Raw genomic sequence first — 22,366 nt, 5'->3', positions numbered from 1 at the left:
GTCAGGCCTTTCCTGTCTTTTTGCCGAGATGCGTTTCGCGCAGGCGGTTGATGCCGACGGCGGCGAGGATCATTGCGCCAAGCACCACCTGCACGAGGAACGGATCGATGGAGAACAGCACGAGTGCCTGCGTGATGATGGCAACGATGACGACGCCGAGCAGGGTCGCCCCCACGCTGACATGCCCGCCAGCCAGTACGGCACCGCCGATAACGGGTGCGGCAAAGGACAGGATGAGCCAGTCATCGCCAATGGACGGCTGGCCGATCTGCAGGCGGGATACGAGCAGAATGCCGGCGACCGACGCCAGGAGGCCGGAAATGCCGTGCGCCACAATCATTGTCGTGCGGATCGAAATGCCGGAAAGCTCTGCCGCATGGCTGTTGCCGCCAATGGCAAGGATGAAGCGGCCTATCGGCTGGCGGCGCAGCATGAACCACAGCGCGAATGCAATGATGATGGTGGGTGCGGCGAGCCACGGAACCGGGCCAACGAGCAGTGCCGAGCCGAAGGCTTTCACCGATTCCGGCACGCCGTAGAACGGCTCCGCCCGGGTGATGCCGAGGTTGATACCCTTGTAGATCGACAGGGTCGCCAGTGTGATGACGAAGGCGGAAATGCCTGTGATGGCGATCAGCAGACCGTTGAGCATGCCGCAGACAACACCGATCAGTACCGCAGCAATGGCGGCCACCGGTGCCGGAAGCCCCCAGACCTGCATCAGTCCCGCAAAGGATATTGCCGCCAGTCCGCCGATTGCGCCCACGGACAGGTTCATCTGGCCAATGGCAATGATGATCATCTGGGAAAAGGCGATGAGCGCATTGACCGCGATTGCAAGAAGCAAAATCTGGATGTTGAAGGAAGAGAGGAAGTTGGGGCTGAAGCTGCGGATAAGCGCGATTGCCAGCACCGTGACCAATAGAGGGCCGAACCAGTCGGTTCTGGCAAGTCGTAGAAGGGTGTTGTCGGTCTTCATCGTCCAGTCCTCAAGCCAGGTTACGTCGGGCGAGATAGCTTCGCCGCGCCTTGTCCATCAAAACCGCTAGCAACAGCAGCAGGCCGAGAAATGTCTGGACCCAGAATTCACCGAGCTGAAGCAGCAGCAGGCCGCTGGTGAGCATGGTGACCAAAAGTGCGCCAAGACAGGTGCCGAGCACCGAAACCTTGCCGCCCTGCAAAAGCGTGCCACCGAGAACCGGGCCGAGAAATGCTGGCAGAAGCCAGTCCTGCCCAAGCTGGCCTGCCATGGAAGGAATGGCGGCGCCCGTGCGCGTCACCAGCATCAGGGCGGCGAGTGCTGCAAGCAGGCCCGACAGCATGTGACAGGCAATGAAGATACGGTCGACCCGAATGCCGGAAAGTTCCGCCGCTTCCGGGCGTGCGCCTGCCGCCAGCATTTCGCGGCCAAGAACGGTGCGTCGGTAGAGAAAGGACAGGGCAAGCGCCGTTGCGAGCGTGACGAGAAGCAGCGGCGAGAAATAGGTCGCGAGCTTCATTTTTCCGAAGGCGGCGAAGATCGGCGGTAGGCCACGGTAGGCCTCGGCGCGCGTCAGGAAGATCATCACGCCGAAAAAGATGCTCATGGTGGCAAGCGTGATGATGAAGCTGTGCAGCCCCGTGCGGATGACGGTCCAGCCATTGACGAAACCGAGCGCCGCGCCGGTGGCGAGACCGCCAATGAGGGCGAGCGGCCACGGCACGCCAAGCACCTCGATCAGATAACCACAGGCCATGGCCGCCGAGACGCCGATCGCTCCAACGGCAAGATTGAGGCCGCCAGTCACGATCACCGCCATCATCGACAGGCCGATCATGATGTTGATCGCGGCACTGCGACCAAGCGTGAACAGATTGAAAGGCGAAAGGAAGCCGCTGGCCGCGACGCCAAAAATGACGGCGAAGACGACGATCAGCAGAATGAGGCCAAATTCATTGGTCAGAAAAAAGCGGCCTTGCGAAAGGCTGGACCCCATTCGTCTGTCGCCCTCCTGCGAGCCCTTTGTGAGCAAAGTATCGTTCACGGTCATGAAACTGTCCCGGTATTGGTTCGCCCGAAGCGCCTGCGCGGGTCGCCTGGTCATTGCGCTGCCGCCTGAAAGAATATTTTCTGGCGGGGCAGATTGCCGGGCGCGGTCGTTTGCCGCCCGGCAATTGCTCAAGGCATGATTAGTTGCAGCTCAGATAGGTCGTATCGAAGTTGGTGAGCAGCTTTTTAGTCTCGGCGCGCATGGCATCGATGTAGTTGTCCACCTTGGCGGCATCGACATAGGCGGTGCCGGAATCGATGAACTTGGTCGTCAGCGCATTGGATTTGAACGGCGCATCTTCTTTCACCTTGCAGCCGGCCTGAAGTTTGCTCAGTGCAAACGCGCCGATATAACCCTGGCCATAGGGGTTCTGAAGCATCGTGCCGTCGACGAAACCGTCCTTGATCGCTTTCAGCACGACTTCGTCGTGGTCGATGCCGACCATGTGGATACGCTTGTCGCCGATCTTGCGCAGTGCGTTGGAGGCAACGACAGCAGGAACCCAGGCTGTGGTCACGATACCGTCCACTTCGGAAGCGTGGGCGGCCAGGTAGGCGCTGATCTTTTCTTCCGCCGGTTCCGGCGCGTCGATATCGGCGATGACCTGAACGACCTCGGCGCCGGCTTCGTCAGCTGCCTTTTTTACGGCATCGATACGAAGCTGGGTGTTGGGGTCAACAAGGAAGCCGGTGAAATGAGCGATGCGTTTTTTGCCCGCTCCCATCGCCTTGATCAGCTCCTTGGTGCCGAGATAAGCGGAATTACCGGTGTCGGTACCAAGGCAGAAGGCGGCGGGCGAGGGGTCCTTGAAGCATCCGGCGCCAGCAATCACATTCGCGCCGTTGCCGGTCAGTTCCTCTGCTGTCGAGACCGCGCCGACGGGATCGCCTGGGAAAATCAGGAAGCCGTTATAACCCTGGCTCAGAAGGCTTTCGAGAAGCTGGTTCTGCTGTGCCAGTTCCCACTTTTGCGGCACCTTATAGTCGGCGCCAGCCAGGCCGAAGTCCTTGGCCGCGTCCTTGCCGGCCTGTTCCCAGGCGGCGAAATAAGGGTGCGGACCGCCCGGAACGAGGGCGATCTTGCTGGCGTCCGCCGCCTGCGCGACACCGCACGCTCCCGCGCCGATGATTGCGGCAGCGACGAGGCTGCGCATGAAATACGTCATGTTTTTCTCCTCCATGAAACGGCCTGCTCCTTAAAAAAAGCGACTGGAACCTCCCTTAATCGCTCTTTCTCCCAACAGCCGACTTGCGTAAGCACCATGGACACTAGTATACTTGTATCCAAGTAGCAATGAGATTTTCACGACCGCCTTTTGAAGGGGAGCGTTCATGACGAAAAACACCACTGCCGGTTTCACTGGGCGCGGCTCTCATCAAGAGGCCCCCGGCTCCGGAATCGAAAGCGTGGAGCTTGTGGTCAATCGTTATGGCTCGGTTGCCGATCAGGTTCATGCGGCGTTGCGTCAGGCGATCGTCGAGGTCCGCCTAGCGCCCGGTGCGCCGATCAGTGAAAACTCGATCTGCCGTCAGTTTTCGGTGTCGCGCACCCCGGTGCGTGCCGCGATCCAGCGCCTGTCGGAAGAGGGTCTTGTGGACGTCTATCCGCAACTCGGCAGCTTTGTTGCGCCGATCAGGCTTGGCGAAATTCAGGACAGCCATTTTATCCGCCGTTCACTCGAAGTGGCTTTGCTGCGCGAAGTCGCGCCGAAGTGGACGAAAGAAATGAGCCGTACGATGCGCGACGTCATCGCCGAGCAGGAAAGAGTGATTGCCGCCAACGACGCATCCGGCTTCTTCCATGCCGACGAGGCGTTTCATCGCCTGCTCGGCACGTTTTCCGGTCGCGAAGGTGTCTGGCAGGCGATCCTTGCCGCCAAGGTGACCCTGTCGCGGTTCCATCGTTATTGGGCAAAGCCGGAACGATTGCCCGCCGTCATCGAAGAGCATCTGGCAGTCGTGGATGCTCTCGATCGTGGCGATGCCGAAGGTGCGGAAAAGGCGCTGGTGACGCATCTGGATATGGTTTTCGTGATCTACGAACAGTTGCCTGAAGAAGAGCGGAAGCATTTGTCCATTTGATAGTGGACGTGGAGGAGACAGAATGGAACTGAAACACAAGACGGCGCTCGTGACAGGCGCTTGTGGCGGCATCGGCCGTGCCGTGGTTGCGGCGCTGGTCGCGCAAGGGGCGAGGGTAATCGCCTTCGATCGCGACATCGAAGCTGTTGCGGCGCTTGCGGAGGGGTTTGGCGGTGCTTGTGATCCCGTCGCCGTCGATCTCGGCGATGCGACTGCGCTGCAGGCCGTCATGAAAGATGTCGCCAACCGTTTCGAGGTCATAGACATTCTCGTCAACAATGCCGGTGTGCTGTCGCCGCACAAGCTGGGAGCGACCACGCTTGATGACTGGCACAGGCTGATGGCCGTCAATCTCGATGCCGCCCTGCTGCTGACGCAGGCCGTCGTTCCCGCCATGAAGGAAAACCGCTGGGGGCGGCTGATCAACATCTCGTCCTATGCCTGGAAGTCCGGTGGCCTGACGGCGGGCACGGCCTATTCGGTCTCGAAATCGGCGCTGGTGGGCCTCACTTACTCGTCCGCTCGCGAACTTGCCCCTTTCGGCGTCACCGCCAATGCAGTCGCGCCGGCCTATGTGGTTTCGCCGATGATCATGGAGCAACTGTCAGAGGAAGACCGCCAGCGCCAGCTTGCAGCCATTCCGGTCGGGCGGTTCTGCCAGCCGGAGGAGGTGGCCCATACCGTAGGTTTCCTCGCCTCGCCGCTGTCCGGCTTCATGACCGGCACTGTCGTTGACATGAATGGCGGCCTGCAATTCGGCTGAGATACGGAGATAAATGACCATGACAGAACGCCTCTCGTCCCTTGCGTTGCCGCATCTGCCAAACGACGTCCTTTTGCCCGCCTATGACCGCAAAGCGGTGACACCGGGTATCGTGCATCTCGGCGTTGGCGCTTTTCACCGCGCCCATCAGGCGGTCTTCATCGACGATTGCCTGGCGCGTGGCGAAACCGGCTGGGGCATTGTCGCTGCCTCGCTGCGCAGCCCCGATACTCGCGATGCCATCGCGCCGCAGGACAATCTCTATACATTCTGCCTGCGTGACGGTGAAAACGAAACGCTGCGGATTGTCGGTTCAATCCTCGAGACCATCGTCGCTCCTGAGGATCCGGAGCGGCTGCTGCAAGCCATGACCGATCCGCGGGTCAGAATCGTCACGTTGACGGTCACGGAAAAGGGTTACCTCGCCGATTTGTCGGCGGGCACGCTTCTTCGTGACCATCCCGATGTCGTTCATGATCTGGCGCATCCGCAAAAGCCGCGCTCCGCGCTCGGTTTTCTGCTGGAAGCGACAAGACGCCGGCGGGCCGCCGGGGCTGTGCCGCTGACTTTGCTCTCCTGCGACAATCTTCCGTCCAACGGTCGCATCCTGCACCGTCTTCTGGTGGAGATGGCTGGTCTCACCGATAATGATCTCGCTGCCTTCATCGCGGAAAATCTCTCCTGCCCCTGCGTCATGGTGGACCGCATCGTGCCCGCCACCACCGCAACTGACCGCGAGCGTGTGACGGCGCGTCTCGGCTGCGAGGATGCCTGGCCGGTAATTGCGGAACCCTACTTCCGCTGGGTAATCGAGGATCGCTTTCCGCACGGTCGCCCCGGCATCGAGCTGTCAGGTGCCGAAATCGTTGATGAGGTCGAGCCGTATGAGCATATGAAGCTCAGGATGCTGAACGGCGCTCACACCGCCATGGCCGCAATCGGCCAATGCAGCGGGCTTGAGACGATCGCCGATATCTATGCCGATGCGCGTGTACGCGGTTACGTCGACCGTTACTGGCGGGAGGTTGGTTCGACATTGAGCCCGGCCGTCAGCGGACCGGACTATGTTGCCGGTCTGCGCCAGCGTTTCGCCAACCCCGCCCTTCGTCATCGCGCCGCCCAGATCGCCTCTGACGCTTCACAGAAAGTGCCGCAGCGCATTCTCGCGCCGCTTGCGGAGCTACGTGCCGCAGGCGCGCCGAATACGGCCGCTCTTTTTGCTGTTGCCATGTGGATACGGTCCTGCGCAGCGCTGAACGAGCGGGGAGAGGCAATTGTCATGGCCGATCCGGCATTTTCCGAATGGAGTGCACCCACCGGCAACGGCGAAGAGCAGGACGCGGTCATCGACCGGTTTTTAACATTCCGTCGCGTCTTCGGGCCTGAATGGCAGGCGGATGAGGCATTCGTAACGGCGCTTCGGGCGGTCTATCGCGACATCGTCCAATACGGCGCACTCGGCGCCATCGAACGGCATTTTTCGGAGGAGTAGAATATGAAGGAAACCTGGCGCTGGTTCGGTGAATCGGACCCCATCACCTTGCAGCATGTGCGGCAGACCGGCGCCAGCGGCGTTGTAACGGCGCTGCACCAGATCCCCGACGGCACGGCGTGGCCGGCCGAAGAGATCGCCAAACGCAAGGCGATGATCGAGGCGGCCGGTCTGGAATGGAGTGTCTGCGAATCCATTCCGATGGAACAGTCCATCAAGCGCGGCGATGCCGATGCGCCGAAGGCGATTGCGCGCTGGAAAGATACACTCTCCCGTCTCGGTCGCGCGGGTGTTCCCGTCGTCTGCTACAATTTCATGCCGGTGGTGGACTGGACACGCACGAACCTGCGCTGGCAGGCACGCAATACCGGATTGGCGCTGCGCTTCGAAATGGCGGATTTCGTCGCCTATGACGTCTTCATCCTGAAGCGTATTCGTGCTGCTGAAAATTACGATCCTGCGCTCGTGGCGCGAGCCGAAAAGCGTTTTGCGCAAATGAGCGAAGATGACCAGTCGCTTCTCGAGCGTAACATCATCGCCGGCCTGCCGGGCGGCGCCCTGGTGCAGACGCGCGAATCCATCGCCGCTCTGATTGCTTCGTTCGATGGCGTCGACAGCGCGACCATGCAGGGCAATCTTCTGGCCTTTCTGAGAGAGGTCGTGCCGGTGGCGGAAGAGGTGGGCGTGCATCTCGGCATCCACCCTGATGATCCACCGTTCTCCCTGTTCGGCCTGCCGCGCGTTGTGTCGACACCTGCAGATATTCGCGCCATTCTCTCGGCCGTTGAAAGCCCGAACAATGGCATCACCCTTTGTACCGGCTCCTACGGCGCCCGCAGCGACAATGATCTTGTGGCGATGGCACGGGAGTTCGCGTCTCGCATCAATTTCGCCCATCTTCGGAATGTGACCGTTGAGCCGGATGGTTCCTTCTTTGAGGACGATCATCTGGATGGCGGAACGGACATGATTGGAGTCATCGAGGCATTGTTGCGCGAGGAGCGGGCCGCCGCCAAGGCTGGCCGCCGCACCAATATTCCAATGCGGCCTGACCACGGCCATCTGCTGGGTGATGACATCACCAAAAAGACCAATCCCGGATATTCCTACATTGGCCGCATGAAGGGGCTCGGCGAACTCCGCGGCGTCATCCGCACCATTGAGCGCCAGCTTCGCCGCGAGGAGGGTGCCGCATGAAAACCCGCAAACTTGGTCGCACGGCGCTGTCGCTGAGCGAACTTTCCTTCGGCGCGGCCGGTATCGGTAATCTCTATCGCAGCGTCAGCCGCGAAGATGCGATGGAGACGCTGCAAGCCGCCTGGGACGCCGGCATCCGCTATTTCGATACCGCACCCTATTACGGGCAGGGCCTTTCCGAACGCCGCCTCGGGGATTTTCTTCAGGGGAAACCACGCGACGAATTCGTGCTGTCCACCAAGGTCGGGCGGATTCTGAAACCGGCTGAAGCGGGCGTGACACCGGATTACGGTTTTGTCGATGCACTGCCTTTCGTGGTGGAATACGACTACAGCTATGATGGCATCATGCGCTCGCATGAGCAAAGCCTCGCCCGGCTTGGTCTCGGTTCAGTGGATATTCTCTATGTCCACGATCTGGAGGAGACCACGCTTGGGGAAGAGGCCTATCGCCATCATTTCAGGATATTCACCGAAAGCGGCATCGAGGCCCTGCACGAGTTGAAGGCGACAGGCCGGATCGGCGCGTTCGGTCTTGGCGTGAATGAGGTTCCGGCTTGTCTGAACCTCATGGAGATAGACGAGATCGACTGCATTCTTCTGGCGGGTCGTTACACGCTGCTCGACCGGTCGGCTGCAGCAAAGCTGCTGGGGCGTTGTGCGGAAACCGGCACCTCGCTCGTCATCGGCGGCGTCTTCAACTCTGGCATTCTTGCGACGGGTGCAAGGCCGGGTGCGACTTTCAACTATAGTGAAGCAGCAGCAGATGTCATGGAGCGGGTGCGCGCCATGGAGCTCCACGCTGCCGGGCACGGGGTTGCACTTGCGGCCGCTGCCCTGCATTTTCCGCTGCAAAATGCCGATGTCGCAAGTGTCCTGATCGGCACCGCAAAACCGGACAGCCTTTTGCGCAACCTGTCTATTTTCGAAACGGCCGTGCCGGACGCCGCCTGGGCGGGTTTCGACGCGCTCGCCCTCGAAAATTGACCGCAACGACAGGGAGGAGGACGCCATGGATCTGATCGATACTCACCAGCATCTGATCTTGCGAGGCAAGCTCGGTTATGCCTGGACACGAGGGGAGCCCAGCCTTGCGGGAAGCTTCACCCAGGCTGATTACGCAGCGCTTGTCGAGGGATGTGGCGTAGTGGGTACGATCTTCATGGAAAGCGGGGTGGATGACGGCGACTATCAGGCTGAGGCTCGCCTCATCGCCAGCATGATCGGCGAGGGTGGCTTGCCGATGTTCGGCCAGATCGCCAGTTGCCGACCGGAAACGGATAATGGTTTCGAAGCCTGGCTGGAGGAGTGCCGCCACCTCAACGTGGTCGGTTTCCGGCGCATTCTCCACGTTATGCCCGACGACCTCAGCCGCGAGGAAAATTACCGACGAAACGTGCGCACGATTGGAAAGGCCGGATGGCCGGTCGATCTGTGTTTTCATTCCCGCCAGCTTGCCATTGCCGCCGAACTTGTCGGGGCCTGCCCCGATGTGCGCTTCATGCTCGACCATTGCGGCACGCCGGACATTGCCGGAAACGATTTTCGGGAGTGGAGCGGGCGTATGGCCGACTTGGCGACGCTGCCCAATCTCTTCGTCAAACTCTCCGGCATCACCGCCTATTGTGCACCGGGATGCGCGACGCTGGAAAGCGTGACACCCTATGTGGAAACCGTGATCAACCTGTTCGGACCTGAGAGAATGGTCTGGGGCGGCGACTGGCCGGTGGTCGATCTCGGCTCGGGTCTACCGGAATGGATCGGTATGACGAGTGAGCTTCTTTCAACGCTCTCGCCCGACGAGCAGGCATCGATCGGCCACCGCAATGCCAGACTGTTTTATTTGGCGACATAGCTTGCAGCTTTTCATGCCGATTGTGCATTGCGTCGGCCGGATATGCCAAGAAGCGCGCCGGCGCGCGCTTCATACGCCTGTGCTTTACTCGGCTGGCTGCGCTGCGGTTGTCGTCGCAGAGCGGTTGGTCTCTCCAGAAAGGCTGCGCTGACCGAGGCTGATAATGGTGACTGTCGACAGGGTGGCGGCAATCGATACCCAGAAGCCGTTGCTCGGGCCGAAATTATCGATCACCCAGCCGGAAATGAAGGCGCCGAGCGCCATGCCGATACCGATGCCGGTCATCACCCAGGTCACGCCTTCCGTCAGCATCGATTCCGGGACGCGGCGCTCGATCAGGCCAAATGCCGTGATGAAGATGGGAGAGATTGCAACGCCGCTGAGGAATACGGCGAAGGCAAGCAGGGAAACTGTCGTGCTTGCAAAGAGGAGCGGCAGCGCGGTGAGCGCAAGGACGCTGACGGCGATCAGCAATTGCCGTTGCAGCGGCATTTTGGGGTTGATCGCGCCCAGAAGCAGGCCGACGACAAACGAACCGATGGCATAGACGCCGATGACGAGGCTGGCAGCTTCCGGTTGACCGAGTTCTTTGGTGATGGCAACGGCACTTACCTCGGCTGTGGCGAAAGTGGACCCTACGAAGATCAGGGCGACCGTGATGATCTGGACCGAACGCAGCCGGATAGCCGAATGTTGCCTGCTGCCACTTTCAAAACTGCGTACCTTGGGTTCGGTCGATCGTTGCAGCAGAAAGGCAAAGGTACCGAGTGCCAGCGAGGCGGTGCTGATCATCATACCTGCTTCCGGAAAGAGTGAGACCGCGAGACCGACGGAGAGCGAGGCGCCGGCGATGTAGACAAGTTCGTCGGCGGCGGATTCAAATGCAAAAGCAGTGTTCAGCTCAGGCCGGTCACGGAAGATTTCCGTCCAGCGGGCGCGCATCATCGCGGGAATACTCGGCATGGCCGCGGCGAGGAAGGCCGAAAGAAAGAGCGTCCAGGCAGGCCATCTCTGGTTGGTCGCGATAATCAGGATAGCAAAGGCGATGACCGATATGATGGTGGCCGGGACAAGGACGCTGCTCTGGCCCTTGCGGTCCACCAATCGGGAAATCTGCGGCGCAACCGCGGCATTGGTCAGCGCGAAGGTTGCCGAGACCGCACCGGCAAGCCAATATTCACCATGGGTCTGGGAAAGCATGGCGACGATGCCGATCGGTGCCATCGCAATCGGAAGACGGGCAAAGAAGCCTGCGGCGGAAAAGCCTTTGGCGCCCGGAGCCCGGAAAATTTCTCTATATGGATTAGACATCGGGATGCACCTTGTTTAGGGAGTACCCACCACAAACATACGTGGCGTATGCAAATGAAATAATTGCATACGTCGCGTATGTCAACTAGTATACGCGACGTATGTAGAATTCGGAGAAAAAATGCGCAAACCTCGCAGTGAAATGATTGCCGAGACGCGGGCGAAGCTTCTGGTCGCTGGCCGCAAGGCATTTGGCAGCATCGGCTATGCCGACGCTTCGATGGACGACTTCACTGCCGAAGCAGGGCTGACCCGCGGCGCGCTTTATCATCATTTTGGCGACAAGAAAGGCCTGCTGCTGGCGGTTGTGGGTGAGATCGACGCCGAGATGACGAAAAGGCTCTGTGACATCTCGTCTAGGGCCGCGACGCGTTGGGAGGGTTTCGTTGAGGAAAATGTCGGTTACATTCTCATGGCTCTGGAGCCGGAAATCCAGCGGATCATGTTCCGTGATGGGCCAGCCGTTCTCGGCGACCCTTCACGTTGGCCAAATGCCAATGGTTGTATCTCGGCCGTTGCGCGAAGTCTCGATGCGCTGAAGCAGGAAGGGACGATCGTCGACATTGATCCGGAGGCCTGTGCGCGTTTCATCAATGCGGCGAGCAGCAGTGCAGCCCAGTGGATCGCGAATTCCGACGACCCCGAAACGACCTCGAAACGCGCCGTCGACAGTTTCCGCACCTTTCTGGAAGGGCTGAGGATCACACGCTGATCCGCTTGTCGCCGGTTCTGCGTACACATCAGTGTCAATCTCGTTCCGGCTGAGTGGGTAACCCTGAGCCGGCGATATTCCCCGAAGCGCGCTGAGCGAATCGTGCTGTCTCTCTCCCCCGTAGACTCGTTGGCGCGCCAGGGATGATAAGAAATTGCGGGCTCATCGATACAGTTTTTCCTCCTTGAAGAAAAACCGGCCGATCCGGCTGATTTCTGTTTACTTTTGTCGAAATTGCATCGCATCACGCTGTTTGAATTCGCTCTAAGGCCTTTCGCAAACTACGGAGGATGAGATGAAAGCACTGGTGCTGGAAGAAAAAGGAAAGCTCTCGCTCAGGGAGTTCGACATTCCCGGCAAGCTCGGACCCAAGGATGTGCGCATCCGTACCCATACCGTCGGGATTTGCGGCTCGGACGTCCATTATTATACCCATGGCAAGATCGGCCATTTCGTTGTGCATGCGCCGATGGTGCTGGGCCATGAAGCTTCCGGAACGGTAATCGAGACCGGTGCCGAGGTTGCGCATCTGAAGCCGGGTGATCGCGTCTGCATGGAGCCGGGCATTCCCGATCCGACCTCGCGCGCCTCCAAACTTGGCATTTACAATGTTGATCCGGCGGTCAGCTTCTGGGCAACGCCACCCGTTCACGGTTGCCTGACACCGGAAGTCATTCATCCCGCCGCCTTTACATACAAGTTGCCCGACAACGTTTCCTTTGCCGAAGGCGCCATGGTGGAACCCTTCGCCATCGGGATGCAGGCAGCGCTCAGGGCGCGTATTCAGCCCGGCGATGTTGCCATCGTGACGGGCGCCGGTCCGATCGGCATGATGGTTGCGCTGGCGGCGCTAGCCGGCGGTTGCGCAAAGGTTATCGTTGCCGATCTTGCCCAGCCGAAGCTGGATATCATCGCAGCCTATGACGGCATCGAGACCGTCAACATCCGCGAACGTGACCTGTCGCAGGCCGTGGCTGATGCGACGGATGGCTGGGGTTGCGATGTCGTTTTCGAATGCTCTGGCGCTGCACCCGCCGTGCTCGGTATGGCGAAACTCGCACGTCCCGGCGGCGCCATCGTCCTCGTCGGTATGCCGGTCGATCCGGTGCCGGTCGATATCGTCGGCTTGCAGGCAAAAGAGCTGCGGGTGGAGACGGTTTTCCGCTACGCCAATGTGTATGACCGTGCGGTCGCTCTCATCGCGTCCGGCAAGGTCGATCTGAAGCCGCTGATCTCCGCGACCATTCCCTTCGAAGACAGCATTGCCGGTTTTGATCGTGCGGTGGAGGCAAGGGAAACGGACGTGAAGCTGCAAATTCTGATGCCGCAATAATCCCTTCCGGCAAGCCGCCTGCCGATGCAGGGGCGTCAAAAACCCTTCGGAAAAGTATAAGCTCGACCTGCTGGTGATCGGCGGGTCGAGCTTTAAAAAATCATCACATCGATCTTTAAGATGCGCATTTTCTGGGCGTATGGCGTGCAACTGCGCGAAAAAATGGGCGCAACCGCTGGCTTAGTTGTCGGCGGATGCACGGCACTCTTCAATTTCTGACAAAAAACAGTCAAAAAAGTATCGGTAATTTCCCCGGTATGATGTGGAAGTAAATGTGCCGCAGGCCATATGCTCCCCATCAACGCCTGGGACGAGCCATAAAGAGGAATGGCTTTGCTCCGCGAATACGGCGGACGTGACCGATGGGAGGAAACATCGATGCAGCCCGATCTGGAACTGGTACATATCCGCAAGGGCGAATCCTTCGCCGCCTGGCGGCATGGCTATCCGTTCCGCACCGTGCGCTGGCATTACCATCCCGAATATGAAATTCATCTGGTCGTGGCGACGTCAGGCACGTTCTACATTGGCGATTTCGTCGGTCGCTTCGGCCCGGGCCAGCTAATCATGACTGGCCCAAATCTCCCTCAAAACTGGATCAGCGAGATCGAGCCGGACGAGATCGTTCCCACGCGCTCTCTCGTCATCCAGTTTCCGGAAGCTTTTATCGAGGATGCCTGCGCTTCCATGTCCGAGATGGAGGTAGTTCGCGCCCTTCTGGACCGCAGCCGCCGCGGCATTCTGTTCGACGATGAGACCAGCGATCGCGTTCGCCCGCTGATACTGCGTTTGATCGAGGCGCAGGGGTTGAAGCGTCTTGCGATTTTTTGGGAAATTCTCGATCTGCTGGTCAATGCGCCGGCGCCCGAGGTGCTGGCGAGCCTGAGCTACGAGCTGGACCTGACGGGCATCGGCGATAGCGGCATCAACCGCGCCTTGTCGCATCTGCGCCAGCACCTGACCGAACAGGTCGAGGAAATCGATCTGGCCGACATGGTTGGCCAGAGCCAGAGTGCCTTTTCCCGTGCCTTCAAGCGACATACGGGAACGACTTTGGTGCGCTATCGCAATCAGCTGCGCATCGATCTGGCCTGCCAGATGCTTCTGGTGGATCAGGACGTGAAGGTGGCGGAAGTCTGCTACGACGTGGGCTTTTCAAACCTTTCGAATTTCAACAGGCATTTCCTGAAGCTGAAGGGAATGTCGCCATCGAGGTTTCGTACGGTGTTCGCGGCCCAGAAGGCAGCGGTCATGGCGGATTAAACCAAGATACATCGCGGATTTTTCACCAATTCGGGCAGAGGACTGTCCGGAAACGGGCTCTTATTGCCCAGATTTTCCAAACGGGAGGAAGTTACTATGAGAATGAAATCCAAGTTCCTGATGGCATCGGCCGCACTTGCAATGATGGCCGCTCCGGCATTGGCACAGGACAAGCTGAAAATCGGCATGACGTTCCAGGAACTGAACAACCCCTATTTCGTGTCCATGCAGGAAGCGCTGAAGGAAGCCGCGGCAAGCATCGGCGCTGATGTTGTCGTCACCGACGCCGGCCACGATGTGGCAAAGCAGATTTCCGACGTGGAAGACATGCTGCAGCAGAAGATCGACATCCTGCTTCTGAACCCGACCGACAGCGCCGGCATCGAAGCCGCCGTGCACGCTGCCAAAGCTGCCGGTGTGATTGTCGTTGCTGTCGACGCCAACGCAAACGGCCCGGTCGACACCTTCGTCGGCTCGAAGAACCGTGACGCAGGCTACAAGTCTTGCAAGCATCTCGGTGATGCGCTCGGCGGCAAGGGTGAAGTTGCAATCCTCGACGGTATCCCGGTCGTGCCGATCCTGCAGCGCGTCGAAGGCTGCAAGGCAGCGCTTGCCGAATTTGCCGACATCAAGCTTGTCGACACGCAGAATGGTCGTCAGGACCGCTCCGTTGCGCTCGGCGTCGTTGAAAACATGATCCAGTCCCGTCCGAACCTCGCCGGTATCTTCTCGGTGAATGATGGCGGCGCAATGGGTGCACTCGCTGCGATCCAGGGCTCCGGCAAGGACATCAAGCTGACCTCGGTTGATGGTGCTCCCGAAGCTGTGAAGGCAATTGCCGACGGCGGCCCTTTCATCGAAACGACCGCGCAGTTCCCGCGTGACCAGGTGCGCGTTGGCCTTGCCATGGCGCTTGCCCAGAAGTGGGGCGCCCGCGTCGTTCCGAAGGAAGTACCGATCGACGTCATGGTCGTTGACAGCAAGAACGCCGGCGACTTCAGCTGGTAAGAATTCCTCCCCAGGTCCCGTCCCCGCCTCGTGTGGGGGCGGGACATGTCCCGACCATCGAGGAGGGTAAAATGCTGGAACTGAATGGAATAAGAAAAAGCTTCGGCAAGATCGAGGTCCTGCGCGGCGTTGACCTGCAGGCGCGCGCCGGCGAGGTGCATGCGCTTCTGGGAGAGAACGGCGCTGGCAAGTCGACATTGATGAAAATCCTGTGCGGCATTTTGCAGCCCTCGGAGGGCACGATCCGCATTGATGGAAAGGACCGCCGCTTCGCCAATTACGACGAGGCGATTGCCGCCGGTATCGGCATCGTGTTTCAGGAATTCAGCCTGATCCCCTATCTCGATGCGGTCGAAAACATGTTTCTGGCACGCGAAATCCGCGGACCGCTGCGCCTGCTGAACAAGCGTGCGATGCGTAAACGTGCCGCCGAAATCATGAGCCGTCTGGCCGTGGACGTTCCGCTCGATGTGCCGGTGCACCGCCTTTCCGTTGCCCAGCAGCAATTCGTGGAAATTGCCAAGGCGCTTTCACTCGATGCCCGTATTCTCGTTCTCGATGAGCCGACTGCGACGCTTACCCCGTCCGAGACCGAGCATCTCTTCAAGGTCATGCGCGAGCTGCGGCGTCAGGGTGTCGCTATCATCTTCATTTCCCATCATCTCGAGGAAATATTCGAGATCTGCGACCGCATCACCGTCCTGCGTGATGGCGAACTCATCGCCTCCTGCCTCACCTCTGACGTCGATAATGACCGTCTGGTGGAGATGATGGTCGGCCGGCGCATCGAGGCCAATTTTCCGCCCAAACCGAAGATCGATACAGCTGCGCGCAACGTGATCGAGGTCGAAGAGCTTCAACTGAAAAAAGGCGGGCCGGTCTCGCGCTTTACCCTGCGGCAGGGTGAGATACTCGGTTTTGCCGGGCTTGTCGGTTCCGGGCGCACGGAAACGGTGCTGGCCATGCTTGGCGCGCATTCCGCTTCGCGCCGCAAGATCAAGGTCGATGGCGTCGAGACCCGCTTTTCCGGCCCGGATGAGGCGCTGATGCGCGGCATTGGCCTGCTGCCGGAAAGCCGCAAGGAAGAGGGTCTGATCACCAGTTTCTCCATCCTGCAGAACATCTCCCTCAACAACTATCGCAAGTACCAGAAGGCTCACTGGTTTATCGACCTGAAAAAAGAGCTGGAGCACACGAAAAAGGCGATGGCGCAGGTTCAGGTCAAGGCACAGGGACCCTATGCCCGCGTGGACACGCTGTCCGGTGGAAACCAGCAGAAGATCGTTATCGCCCGCTGGCTGAACCATGACATGCGCGTCCTGATCTTCGACGAACCGACGCGCGGCATCGATGTCGGCGCGAAGGCGGAAATCTATGCGCTGATGCGCGAATTCGCAGCCAAGGGCTATTCTATCATCATGATCTCTTCGGAGCTGCCGGAAGTGATCGGCATGTCGGACCGCGTCTGCGTGTTCCGCTCCGGGGGCATCGTCGCCACCGTCGAGGGCGCAGACATCAATTCAGAAACAATAATGACAAACGCCACCACCGGGAGGGTTGAACATGTCGCTTGATGCAAATGCCGGCATTGCCGAAAAGACGAGCGGTTTCGGCCTTGGCAGCATGCTGCGCTCGCCACTCGCCCTGCCTCTGGCGGGCCTGATTGTCGTATCGATCCTGATGGGTCTTGCGAGCGACAATTTCTTCAGCGTGAACAACATCATGAACGTGCTGCGACAGGTTTCAGTCGTCGGCATTCTGGCCGTGGGCATGACATTCGTCATCCTCACAGGCGGCATCGACCTGTCGGTCGGCGCGGTCATGGCGCTTGTCGGCACGTTGTCTGCCGGCCTGATGGTGAATACCGGCCTGCCTGCGTCGCTCGCCTTGCCGGCCGGGCTGTTCATCGGACTTGGCATCGGTATCTTCAACGGAGCACTTGTCGCCTGGGGCAAGATGCCGGCCATCATCGTCACGCTTGCGACGATGGGAATGGCGCGCGGTCTCGGCCTCATCTATTCCGGCGGTTATCCCGTCAGCGGCATTCCGAGCTGGATTTCCTGGTTTGGCGTCGGTCGCGTTGGCGTCGTGCCGGTGCCTGTTATCATCATGGTGGTGATCTACGCCGTGGCCTGGGTGCTTTTGCAGCGTACGGCTTTCGGTCGTCATGTCTATGCACTCGGCGGCAACGAGTTGGCCGCGCGCCTCTCCGGCGTCAAGACCCGGCGCGTCAAGCTTGCCGTCTATGGTATCTCAGGCGTGACGGCAGCGCTTGCAGCTCTCATTCTGACCGGCCGGCTCATGAGCGGACAGCCCAATGCGGGTGTCGGTTTCGAGCTGGATGCCATTGCGGCCGTGGTTCTCGGCGGCACGGCGATTGCCGGCGGACGCGGGCTCATTCTTGGTACCCTTATCGGCGCGGTGCTGCTCGGCATCCTGAATAACGGCCTCAATCTCATGGGTATCAACCCTTATCTGCAGGATGTCATCAAGGGCGGCATCATTCTGCTCGCCATCTATATCGGGCGCGACTGGCGTTGAGCCCACACGTCATATCTTCAAAGAAGCAGGAGAATTAAATGTCTGAATTGCTGCAAGGCAAGATCGCGGTCATCACCGGCGCCGCGTCCGGTATTGGCCTCGCCACCACCGAGGCGCTACTGGAAAACGGTGCAACCGTCGTCATGGTCGACTGGAACGAGAAAGCCCTGAATGAACTTGTCGGTAAACTCGGCAAGCGCGCCATCGCGCAGGTCACGAACCTTCTGGATGCAGACAGCTGCAATGCCATGATCCCGGAAATCCTTGAGAAGGTCGATCACATCGACATTCTCTACTGCAACGCAGGCACTTATATCGGTGGCGATCTCACCGAAACCACGCCGGAAGCCATCGACAAGATGTTGAACCTCAACGTCAATGCCGTGATGAAGAATGTACAGGCCGTCGTGCCGCACATGTCGGAGCGCAAGACCGGCGACATCATCGTCACCTGCTCGATCGCCGGACATTTCCCGACCTATTGGGAACCGGTCTATTCGGGTTCGAAATGGGCGATCACCAGCTTCGTGCAGGGCATGCGTCGCCAGATGATCCCGCATGGTGTGCGCGTCGCGCAGGTCTCTCCCGGCCCGGTCGTCTCGGCCCTTCTGGCAGACTGGCCGGAAGAAAATCTTCGCAACGCCAAGGAATCGGGTAGCCTCATCGACGCGAGTGAAGTGGCCGATGCGGTTGTTTACATGCTGACCCGCAAGCGCACCGTCACCATCCGCGACATGCTGGTGCTGCCCACCAACTTCGACCGCGTTTAAACTACACTCCCAAGGAGTATCGCAAATGGCTTCCTACCTGATTGGCGTCGATGTCGGTACCGGCTCTGCCCGTGCCGGTGTCTTTGATGTGGCGGGCAGGCTTCTCGCCACCGCCAAGCGCCCGATCACGATGCATCGTGAAGACGGCGGCATAGCCGAACAATCGAGTGGTGAGGTTTGGAAAGCCGTTTGCGACAGCGTGCGGGAAAGTGTCTCGCGCGCCGGCATAGATCCCGCAGCCGTGGTTGGCATCGGTTTCGATGCCACCTGCTCGCTCGTGGTGCGCGGGCCTGAGGATGAGACCCTTCCGGTCGGCGCGCCGGATCATCCAGAGCGCGATATCATCGTCTGGATGGATCACCGCGCCGTCGAACAGGCGGAGCGGATCAATGCGGGCGAACATGCCGTTCTGAAATATGTCGGTGGCCGGATTTCCCCGGAAATGCAGACGCCCAAGCTGCTCTGGCTTCGCGAAAACAGGCCGGATATCTATGCGCGCGCCGAGCACTTCTTTGACCTGACGGACTTCCTGACCTGGAAAGCCTCAGGCGCGCTCGATCGTTCCGCGTGCACGGTTACCTGCAAGTGGACTTATCTCGCCCATGAGGAACGTTGGGATGCGGAATATTTCACCCGCATCGGGCTTGGCGATCTGGCGGAGCAGGGATTCCGCCGTATCGGTGAAAGCGTCGTTCATCCAGGCACGGCGCTGGGTAATGGTTTGACCGATGAAGCCGCAAAAGCCATGGGGCTGGTTGCTGGAACCGCCGTTGCCGCCGGTCTGATCGATGCGCATGCCGGGGGTGTCGGCACGGTGGCTGCGGGCGGCGACGCTTCGCGGTGCCTCGGTTACGTCTTTGGTACCTCTTCCTGTACCATGACAACCACCTCGGAGCCGGCTTTCGTGCCGGGTGTTTGGGGTCCCTATTATTCCGCCATGGTTCCCGGCGCATGGCTCAATGAAGGCGGCCAATCCGCCGCCGGTGCGGCCATTGATTATCTGGTGCAATTGCACCCGGCATTTTCAGAGGCAAAGGCGCTTTCCGAAAAAGAAGGCAAGTCATTACCTGCATGGCTTGCCGACCGTGCACTGGCTTTGGCCACGTCTGCTTCCGCTGCCGTGAAGATTGCCGAGAATTTTCACGTGGTGCCGGAGTTCCTCGGCAACCGCGCGCCCTTCGCCGATCCTCATGCCCGTGCCGTCATTGCCGGTTACGGCACCGAGACGGGGGTGGATTCGCTTGTCGCGCTTTACGTGGCGGGGCTTCTCGGCCTCGGTTACGGGCTTCGCCAGATCATCGAGACGCAGGCGCGTCATGGCGCTCCCGTGGAAACGATCAGTGTCAGCGGCGGCGCGGGCGCGCATCCGCTTGCCAGACAATTGCTGGCGGATGCGACGGGGCTTTCGGTTGAACTCACTGAATGCGAGGAGCCGGTGCTTCTGGGATCGGCGATGCTCGGCGCGGTTGCTGCCAAGGCCTATCCCGACCTGATTTCCGCAATGCCCGCCATGTCGCGTATTGCCAAATATTCGGCACCGGACGCTGCATTCAGCCAAGTGCACCAGTCACGCTACGACGCGTTTCTGGCACTGCAGAATGCGGCGCGCGCCATTCGTTCCGCAAACCATTCCTGAAGCGCCACAAGCTTCCATCGTCCGGCCGTTTTGGCCGCAAAATAAAGAGGATTCCATGCAGTTTTCCGGAAAATCCGTCATCATCACCGGCGCAGGCAAGGGCATCGGCCGTGCCTGCGCTATCCTGATGGCCGCGCGCGGTGCTGAGGTCGTGGCAATCAGCCGGACCCAGTCCGATCTCGACAGCCTGAAAAGCGAAATCGGCGGACGCTCGATCCGTGTCGATCTCGCAGATGTGGCGTCGACGCGGGCCGCGATGGTCGAGGCGGGTCCATGCGATTTTCTCATCAACAGCGCCGGCATCAACGTGCTCGAAAGCGTGCTTGATATGAGCGACGAAGGTTATGAGGCTGTGCTCGGCATCAATCTGCGTGCAGCGCTCATTGCCTGTCAGGAATTCGCCCGCGCCCGCGTCGCAAAGGGTGGCGGTGGCGCAATCGTCAACATCACGTCAATTGCCGGTCATCGCGGTTTTCAGGATCATCTCTGCTACGCGGCCTCGAAAGCGGGGCTTGAAGGCGCAACCCGCGTTCTTGCCAAGGAACTCGGGCCGCACGGCATCCGTGTCAACGCCGTGGCGCCAACCATCACGCTCACTGAACTGGCTGCCGAAGCATGGAACGATCCGGCCAAGAGCGCACCGATGATGGTTCGCCATCCGCTGCAGCGCTTTGCTGAGGCCGAAGACGTGGCACAGAGCATCGCACTGCTTCTGTCAGATGATAGCAGCATGATTTCCGGCGCGGTGTTGCCCATCGATGGCGGGTTCCTTGCCGTCTGACGTTTAAGGGATGCGCGGGTGCAATGCATCGCCGCGCATACTGTTCCAGGACTGGATATCCGCTCAGGTCAGATCCGGATGTCTGCCAACCAGCTGGTTGCGTTTTGCTTGAAGAATTTCCTTCTGTTCATCAAGTTTGAGCAATTCGTCGTCTATCTCCTCGACGCTTTTCTCGATGTGCAGATATTGCTCTGCAAGAAGCGACTTCGCTTCCTTTCGGCTAGACGCATTCGGCGTGTCGCCATAAAGCGGCCGGTTGGCGGTTTCCTTGAGGAAAAATGTCGTCACAATGCCAAAGATGGCCGCGACCATGAGATAGTAGGCCGGCATATAGATATTTTCCGTTACCTCCACCAACCATGCGGTGAGTGTCGGCGTGAGCCCGGCAACGATGATCGAGATATTAAACGCGATAGCCAGCGCGCTGTAGCGGATGCGGGCCGGGAAAAGGGCCGGGAGGGTGGATGCCATGATCCCGATCAGGCAGTTAAGTGCGACCGCCAGGATGAGCAGGCCGAAGAAAATCTGAACAACCTGCCCGCTGGCGATGAGATGAAATGCCGGCAGTGAAAGAAACAGGATCGCCGTGCTGCCAACCGCCAGAAACGGCCTGCGTCCGATCCGGTCGCTCAAAAGCCCAATGGCGGGCTGGACGAACAGCATGCCAACCATAACCGCGATGATGATGAGGACGCCATGGTCCTCGCTGTAATTCAGCGTCTTCGACAGATATGTCGGCATGTAGGTGAGCAGCATGTAATAGGTGACGTTGGTCACGAGGACCATGCCTATGCATATTGCCAGCGAGCGGGAATGTTGGCTCACGATCTCGGCGATGGGAACCATGGGGCGCTCTTTCAGCGACTGCCGGTCTTCTTCTTCGGAGCGCTGCAGGCGTTCGGTGAAGGCTGGTGTTTCTTCTGCCGCGTGGCGCAGATAAAGCCCGATCAGCCCGAGCGGTGCCGCCAGAAAGAACGGAATGCGCCAGCCCCAGTCGAGGAACTTGGCTTCACCCATCGCGGTGCTGAGCAGCACGACGAGCCCCGCGCCAAGCACAAAGCCGGCGATGGAGCCGAAGTCGAGCCAGCTTCCAAGGTAACCGCGCTTCCGGTCAGGCGCGTATTCCGCCACGAAAATGGCCGCACCGGTATATTCGCCGCCAACGGAAAACCCCTGGGCAAGCTTGCATAACAGCAACAGAATGGGTGCCCATATGCCGATGGTGGCATAACCGGGGATGAGGCCGATACAGAAGGTGCTCGCGGCCATGATGATGATTGTCAGGGAGAGGACTTTTTGACGCCCGAATTTGTCGCCCATGGCGCCAAAAAATACGCCCCCCAATGGGCGGATGAGGAAGGGGACGGAGAAGGTTGCGAGCGCCGCCACCGTTTGAACGGCGGGTGACGCGTCAGGGAAGAAGACCTTGCCGACGGCATAGGCGACGAAGCCGTAAACTCCGAAGTCGAACCACTCCATCGCGTTACCGAGAGCGGCTGCCGTAACTGCTTTTTTGACCTTCTCGTCATCGATGACGGTGACGTCGTCGATGCTCAGCGGAGTGGCCTGTATCTGGTTGTTCAATCACTGTCCC

General features: G+C 59.7%; 20 protein-coding genes. 15 read left to right on the top strand and 5 right to left on the bottom strand.

What is annotated here, in order from left to right; translation table 11 throughout:
- Position 1: 1 nt before the first annotated feature.
- From QE432_RS02455 to QE432_RS02445, 3 genes are all read right to left on the bottom strand, one after another.
- The gene (locus QE432_RS02455; RefSeq protein ID WP_019566869.1) at positions 2-979 is read right to left on the bottom strand and encodes an ABC transporter permease; all 978 of its coding nucleotides are present in this window, start codon (positions 977-979) and stop codon (positions 2-4) included.
- A 10-nt stretch (positions 980-989) separates the two neighbouring features.
- Positions 990-2,030, bottom strand: a complete 1,041-nt coding sequence (locus QE432_RS02450; RefSeq protein ID WP_019566870.1) for an ABC transporter permease — start codon at positions 2,028-2,030, stop codon at positions 990-992.
- Between the two features lie 139 nt (positions 2,031-2,169).
- Complete coding sequence (locus QE432_RS02445) at positions 2,170-3,210, bottom strand: sugar ABC transporter substrate-binding protein (RefSeq protein WP_019566871.1); 1,041 nt, start codon at positions 3,208-3,210, stop codon at positions 2,170-2,172.
- Between the two features lie 151 nt (positions 3,211-3,361).
- On the opposite strand from QE432_RS02445, the gene QE432_RS02440 reads away from it, so the two are divergent.
- From QE432_RS02440 to QE432_RS02415, 6 genes are read left to right on the top strand one after another with little or no spacing between them, the layout of a single operon-like run.
- The gene (locus QE432_RS02440) at positions 3,362-4,111 is read left to right on the top strand and encodes a GntR family transcriptional regulator (protein WP_019566872.1); all 750 of its coding nucleotides are present in this window, start codon (positions 3,362-3,364) and stop codon (positions 4,109-4,111) included.
- 22 nt (positions 4,112-4,133) lie between these two features.
- Complete coding sequence (locus tag QE432_RS02435) at positions 4,134-4,874, top strand: SDR family NAD(P)-dependent oxidoreductase (RefSeq protein WP_003518213.1); 741 nt, start codon at positions 4,134-4,136, stop codon at positions 4,872-4,874.
- A 19-nt stretch (positions 4,875-4,893) separates the two neighbouring features.
- Complete coding sequence (locus QE432_RS02430) at positions 4,894-6,366, top strand: mannitol dehydrogenase family protein (protein ID WP_065705832.1); 1,473 nt, start codon at positions 4,894-4,896, stop codon at positions 6,364-6,366.
- Positions 6,367-6,369: 3 nt separating this feature from the next.
- A complete protein-coding gene (gene uxuA / locus QE432_RS02425) occupies positions 6,370-7,563 on the top strand; it encodes a mannonate dehydratase (RefSeq protein WP_065705756.1) in 1,194 nt (397 codons plus the stop codon).
- On the top strand, positions 7,560-8,549 hold the full coding sequence (locus tag QE432_RS02420) for an aldo/keto reductase (RefSeq protein ID WP_065705758.1): 990 nt from the start codon (positions 7,560-7,562) through the stop codon (positions 8,547-8,549). Before uxuA ends, QE432_RS02420 begins: the two co-directional genes overlap by 4 nt.
- Positions 8,550-8,574: 25 nt before the next feature.
- Positions 8,575-9,417: an amidohydrolase family protein gene (locus QE432_RS02415; RefSeq protein WP_060642853.1), complete on the top strand. Its 843-nt coding sequence runs from the start codon at positions 8,575-8,577 to the stop codon at positions 9,415-9,417.
- Positions 9,418-9,501: 84 nt separating this feature from the next.
- Here QE432_RS02415 and QE432_RS02410 read toward each other — a convergent pair whose 3' ends face one another.
- Entirely contained in the window at positions 9,502-10,728 is a 1,227-nt protein-coding gene (locus tag QE432_RS02410) for an MFS transporter (protein ID WP_065705760.1), read from the bottom strand.
- A gap of 121 nt (positions 10,729-10,849) precedes the next feature.
- On the opposite strand from QE432_RS02410, the gene QE432_RS02405 reads away from it, so the two are divergent.
- From QE432_RS02405 to QE432_RS02365, 9 genes are all read left to right on the top strand, one after another.
- Positions 10,850-11,440 carry a TetR/AcrR family transcriptional regulator gene (locus QE432_RS02405; RefSeq protein WP_065705762.1) on the top strand — a complete coding sequence of 197 codons (591 nt, stop codon included), beginning with the start codon at positions 10,850-10,852 and terminating at the stop codon, positions 11,438-11,440.
- A 295-nt stretch (positions 11,441-11,735) separates the two neighbouring features.
- The gene (locus tag QE432_RS02400) at positions 11,736-12,773 is read left to right on the top strand and encodes an NAD(P)-dependent alcohol dehydrogenase (RefSeq protein ID WP_019566879.1); all 1,038 of its coding nucleotides are present in this window, start codon (positions 11,736-11,738) and stop codon (positions 12,771-12,773) included.
- A gap of 378 nt (positions 12,774-13,151) precedes the next feature.
- Positions 13,152-14,036, top strand: a complete 885-nt coding sequence (locus QE432_RS02395; RefSeq protein ID WP_003518205.1) for an AraC family transcriptional regulator — start codon at positions 13,152-13,154, stop codon at positions 14,034-14,036.
- Positions 14,037-14,132: 96 nt separating this feature from the next.
- Positions 14,133-15,044 (top strand): ABC transporter substrate-binding protein, encoded by a 912-nt coding sequence (locus QE432_RS02390; protein ID WP_013762239.1) that lies wholly within the window; start codon positions 14,133-14,135, stop codon positions 15,042-15,044.
- 71 nt (positions 15,045-15,115) lie between these two features.
- On the top strand, positions 15,116-16,618 hold the full coding sequence (locus QE432_RS02385; protein WP_065705766.1) for a sugar ABC transporter ATP-binding protein: 1,503 nt from the start codon (positions 15,116-15,118) through the stop codon (positions 16,616-16,618).
- A complete protein-coding gene (locus QE432_RS02380; protein WP_174012288.1) occupies positions 16,608-17,585 on the top strand; it encodes an ABC transporter permease in 978 nt (325 codons plus the stop codon). The genes QE432_RS02385 and QE432_RS02380 overlap by 11 nt, the downstream gene beginning before the upstream one ends.
- Positions 17,586-17,623: 38 nt before the next feature.
- The gene (locus QE432_RS02375; protein ID WP_065705768.1) at positions 17,624-18,355 is read left to right on the top strand and encodes an SDR family oxidoreductase; all 732 of its coding nucleotides are present in this window, start codon (positions 17,624-17,626) and stop codon (positions 18,353-18,355) included.
- A gap of 25 nt (positions 18,356-18,380) precedes the next feature.
- Positions 18,381-19,991, top strand: a complete 1,611-nt coding sequence (locus QE432_RS02370) for an FGGY-family carbohydrate kinase (RefSeq protein ID WP_013762242.1) — start codon at positions 18,381-18,383, stop codon at positions 19,989-19,991.
- A 55-nt stretch (positions 19,992-20,046) separates the two neighbouring features.
- Complete coding sequence (locus QE432_RS02365) at positions 20,047-20,772, top strand: SDR family oxidoreductase (protein ID WP_065705833.1); 726 nt, start codon at positions 20,047-20,049, stop codon at positions 20,770-20,772.
- Between the two features lie 63 nt (positions 20,773-20,835).
- On the opposite strand, the gene proP is transcribed toward QE432_RS02365, so the two are convergent.
- On the bottom strand, positions 20,836-22,356 hold the full coding sequence (gene proP, locus QE432_RS02360; protein ID WP_162995277.1) for a glycine betaine/L-proline transporter ProP: 1,521 nt from the start codon (positions 22,354-22,356) through the stop codon (positions 20,836-20,838).
- Between the last annotated feature and the right edge of the window lie 10 nt (positions 22,357-22,366).

The organism is Agrobacterium sp. SORGH_AS_0745 (assembly GCF_030818995.1).
In the GTDB taxonomy this organism is placed as follows: domain Bacteria; phylum Pseudomonadota; class Alphaproteobacteria; order Rhizobiales; family Rhizobiaceae; genus Agrobacterium; species Agrobacterium tumefaciens.
This window is presented reverse-complemented; position numbering and strand designations above follow the sequence as displayed.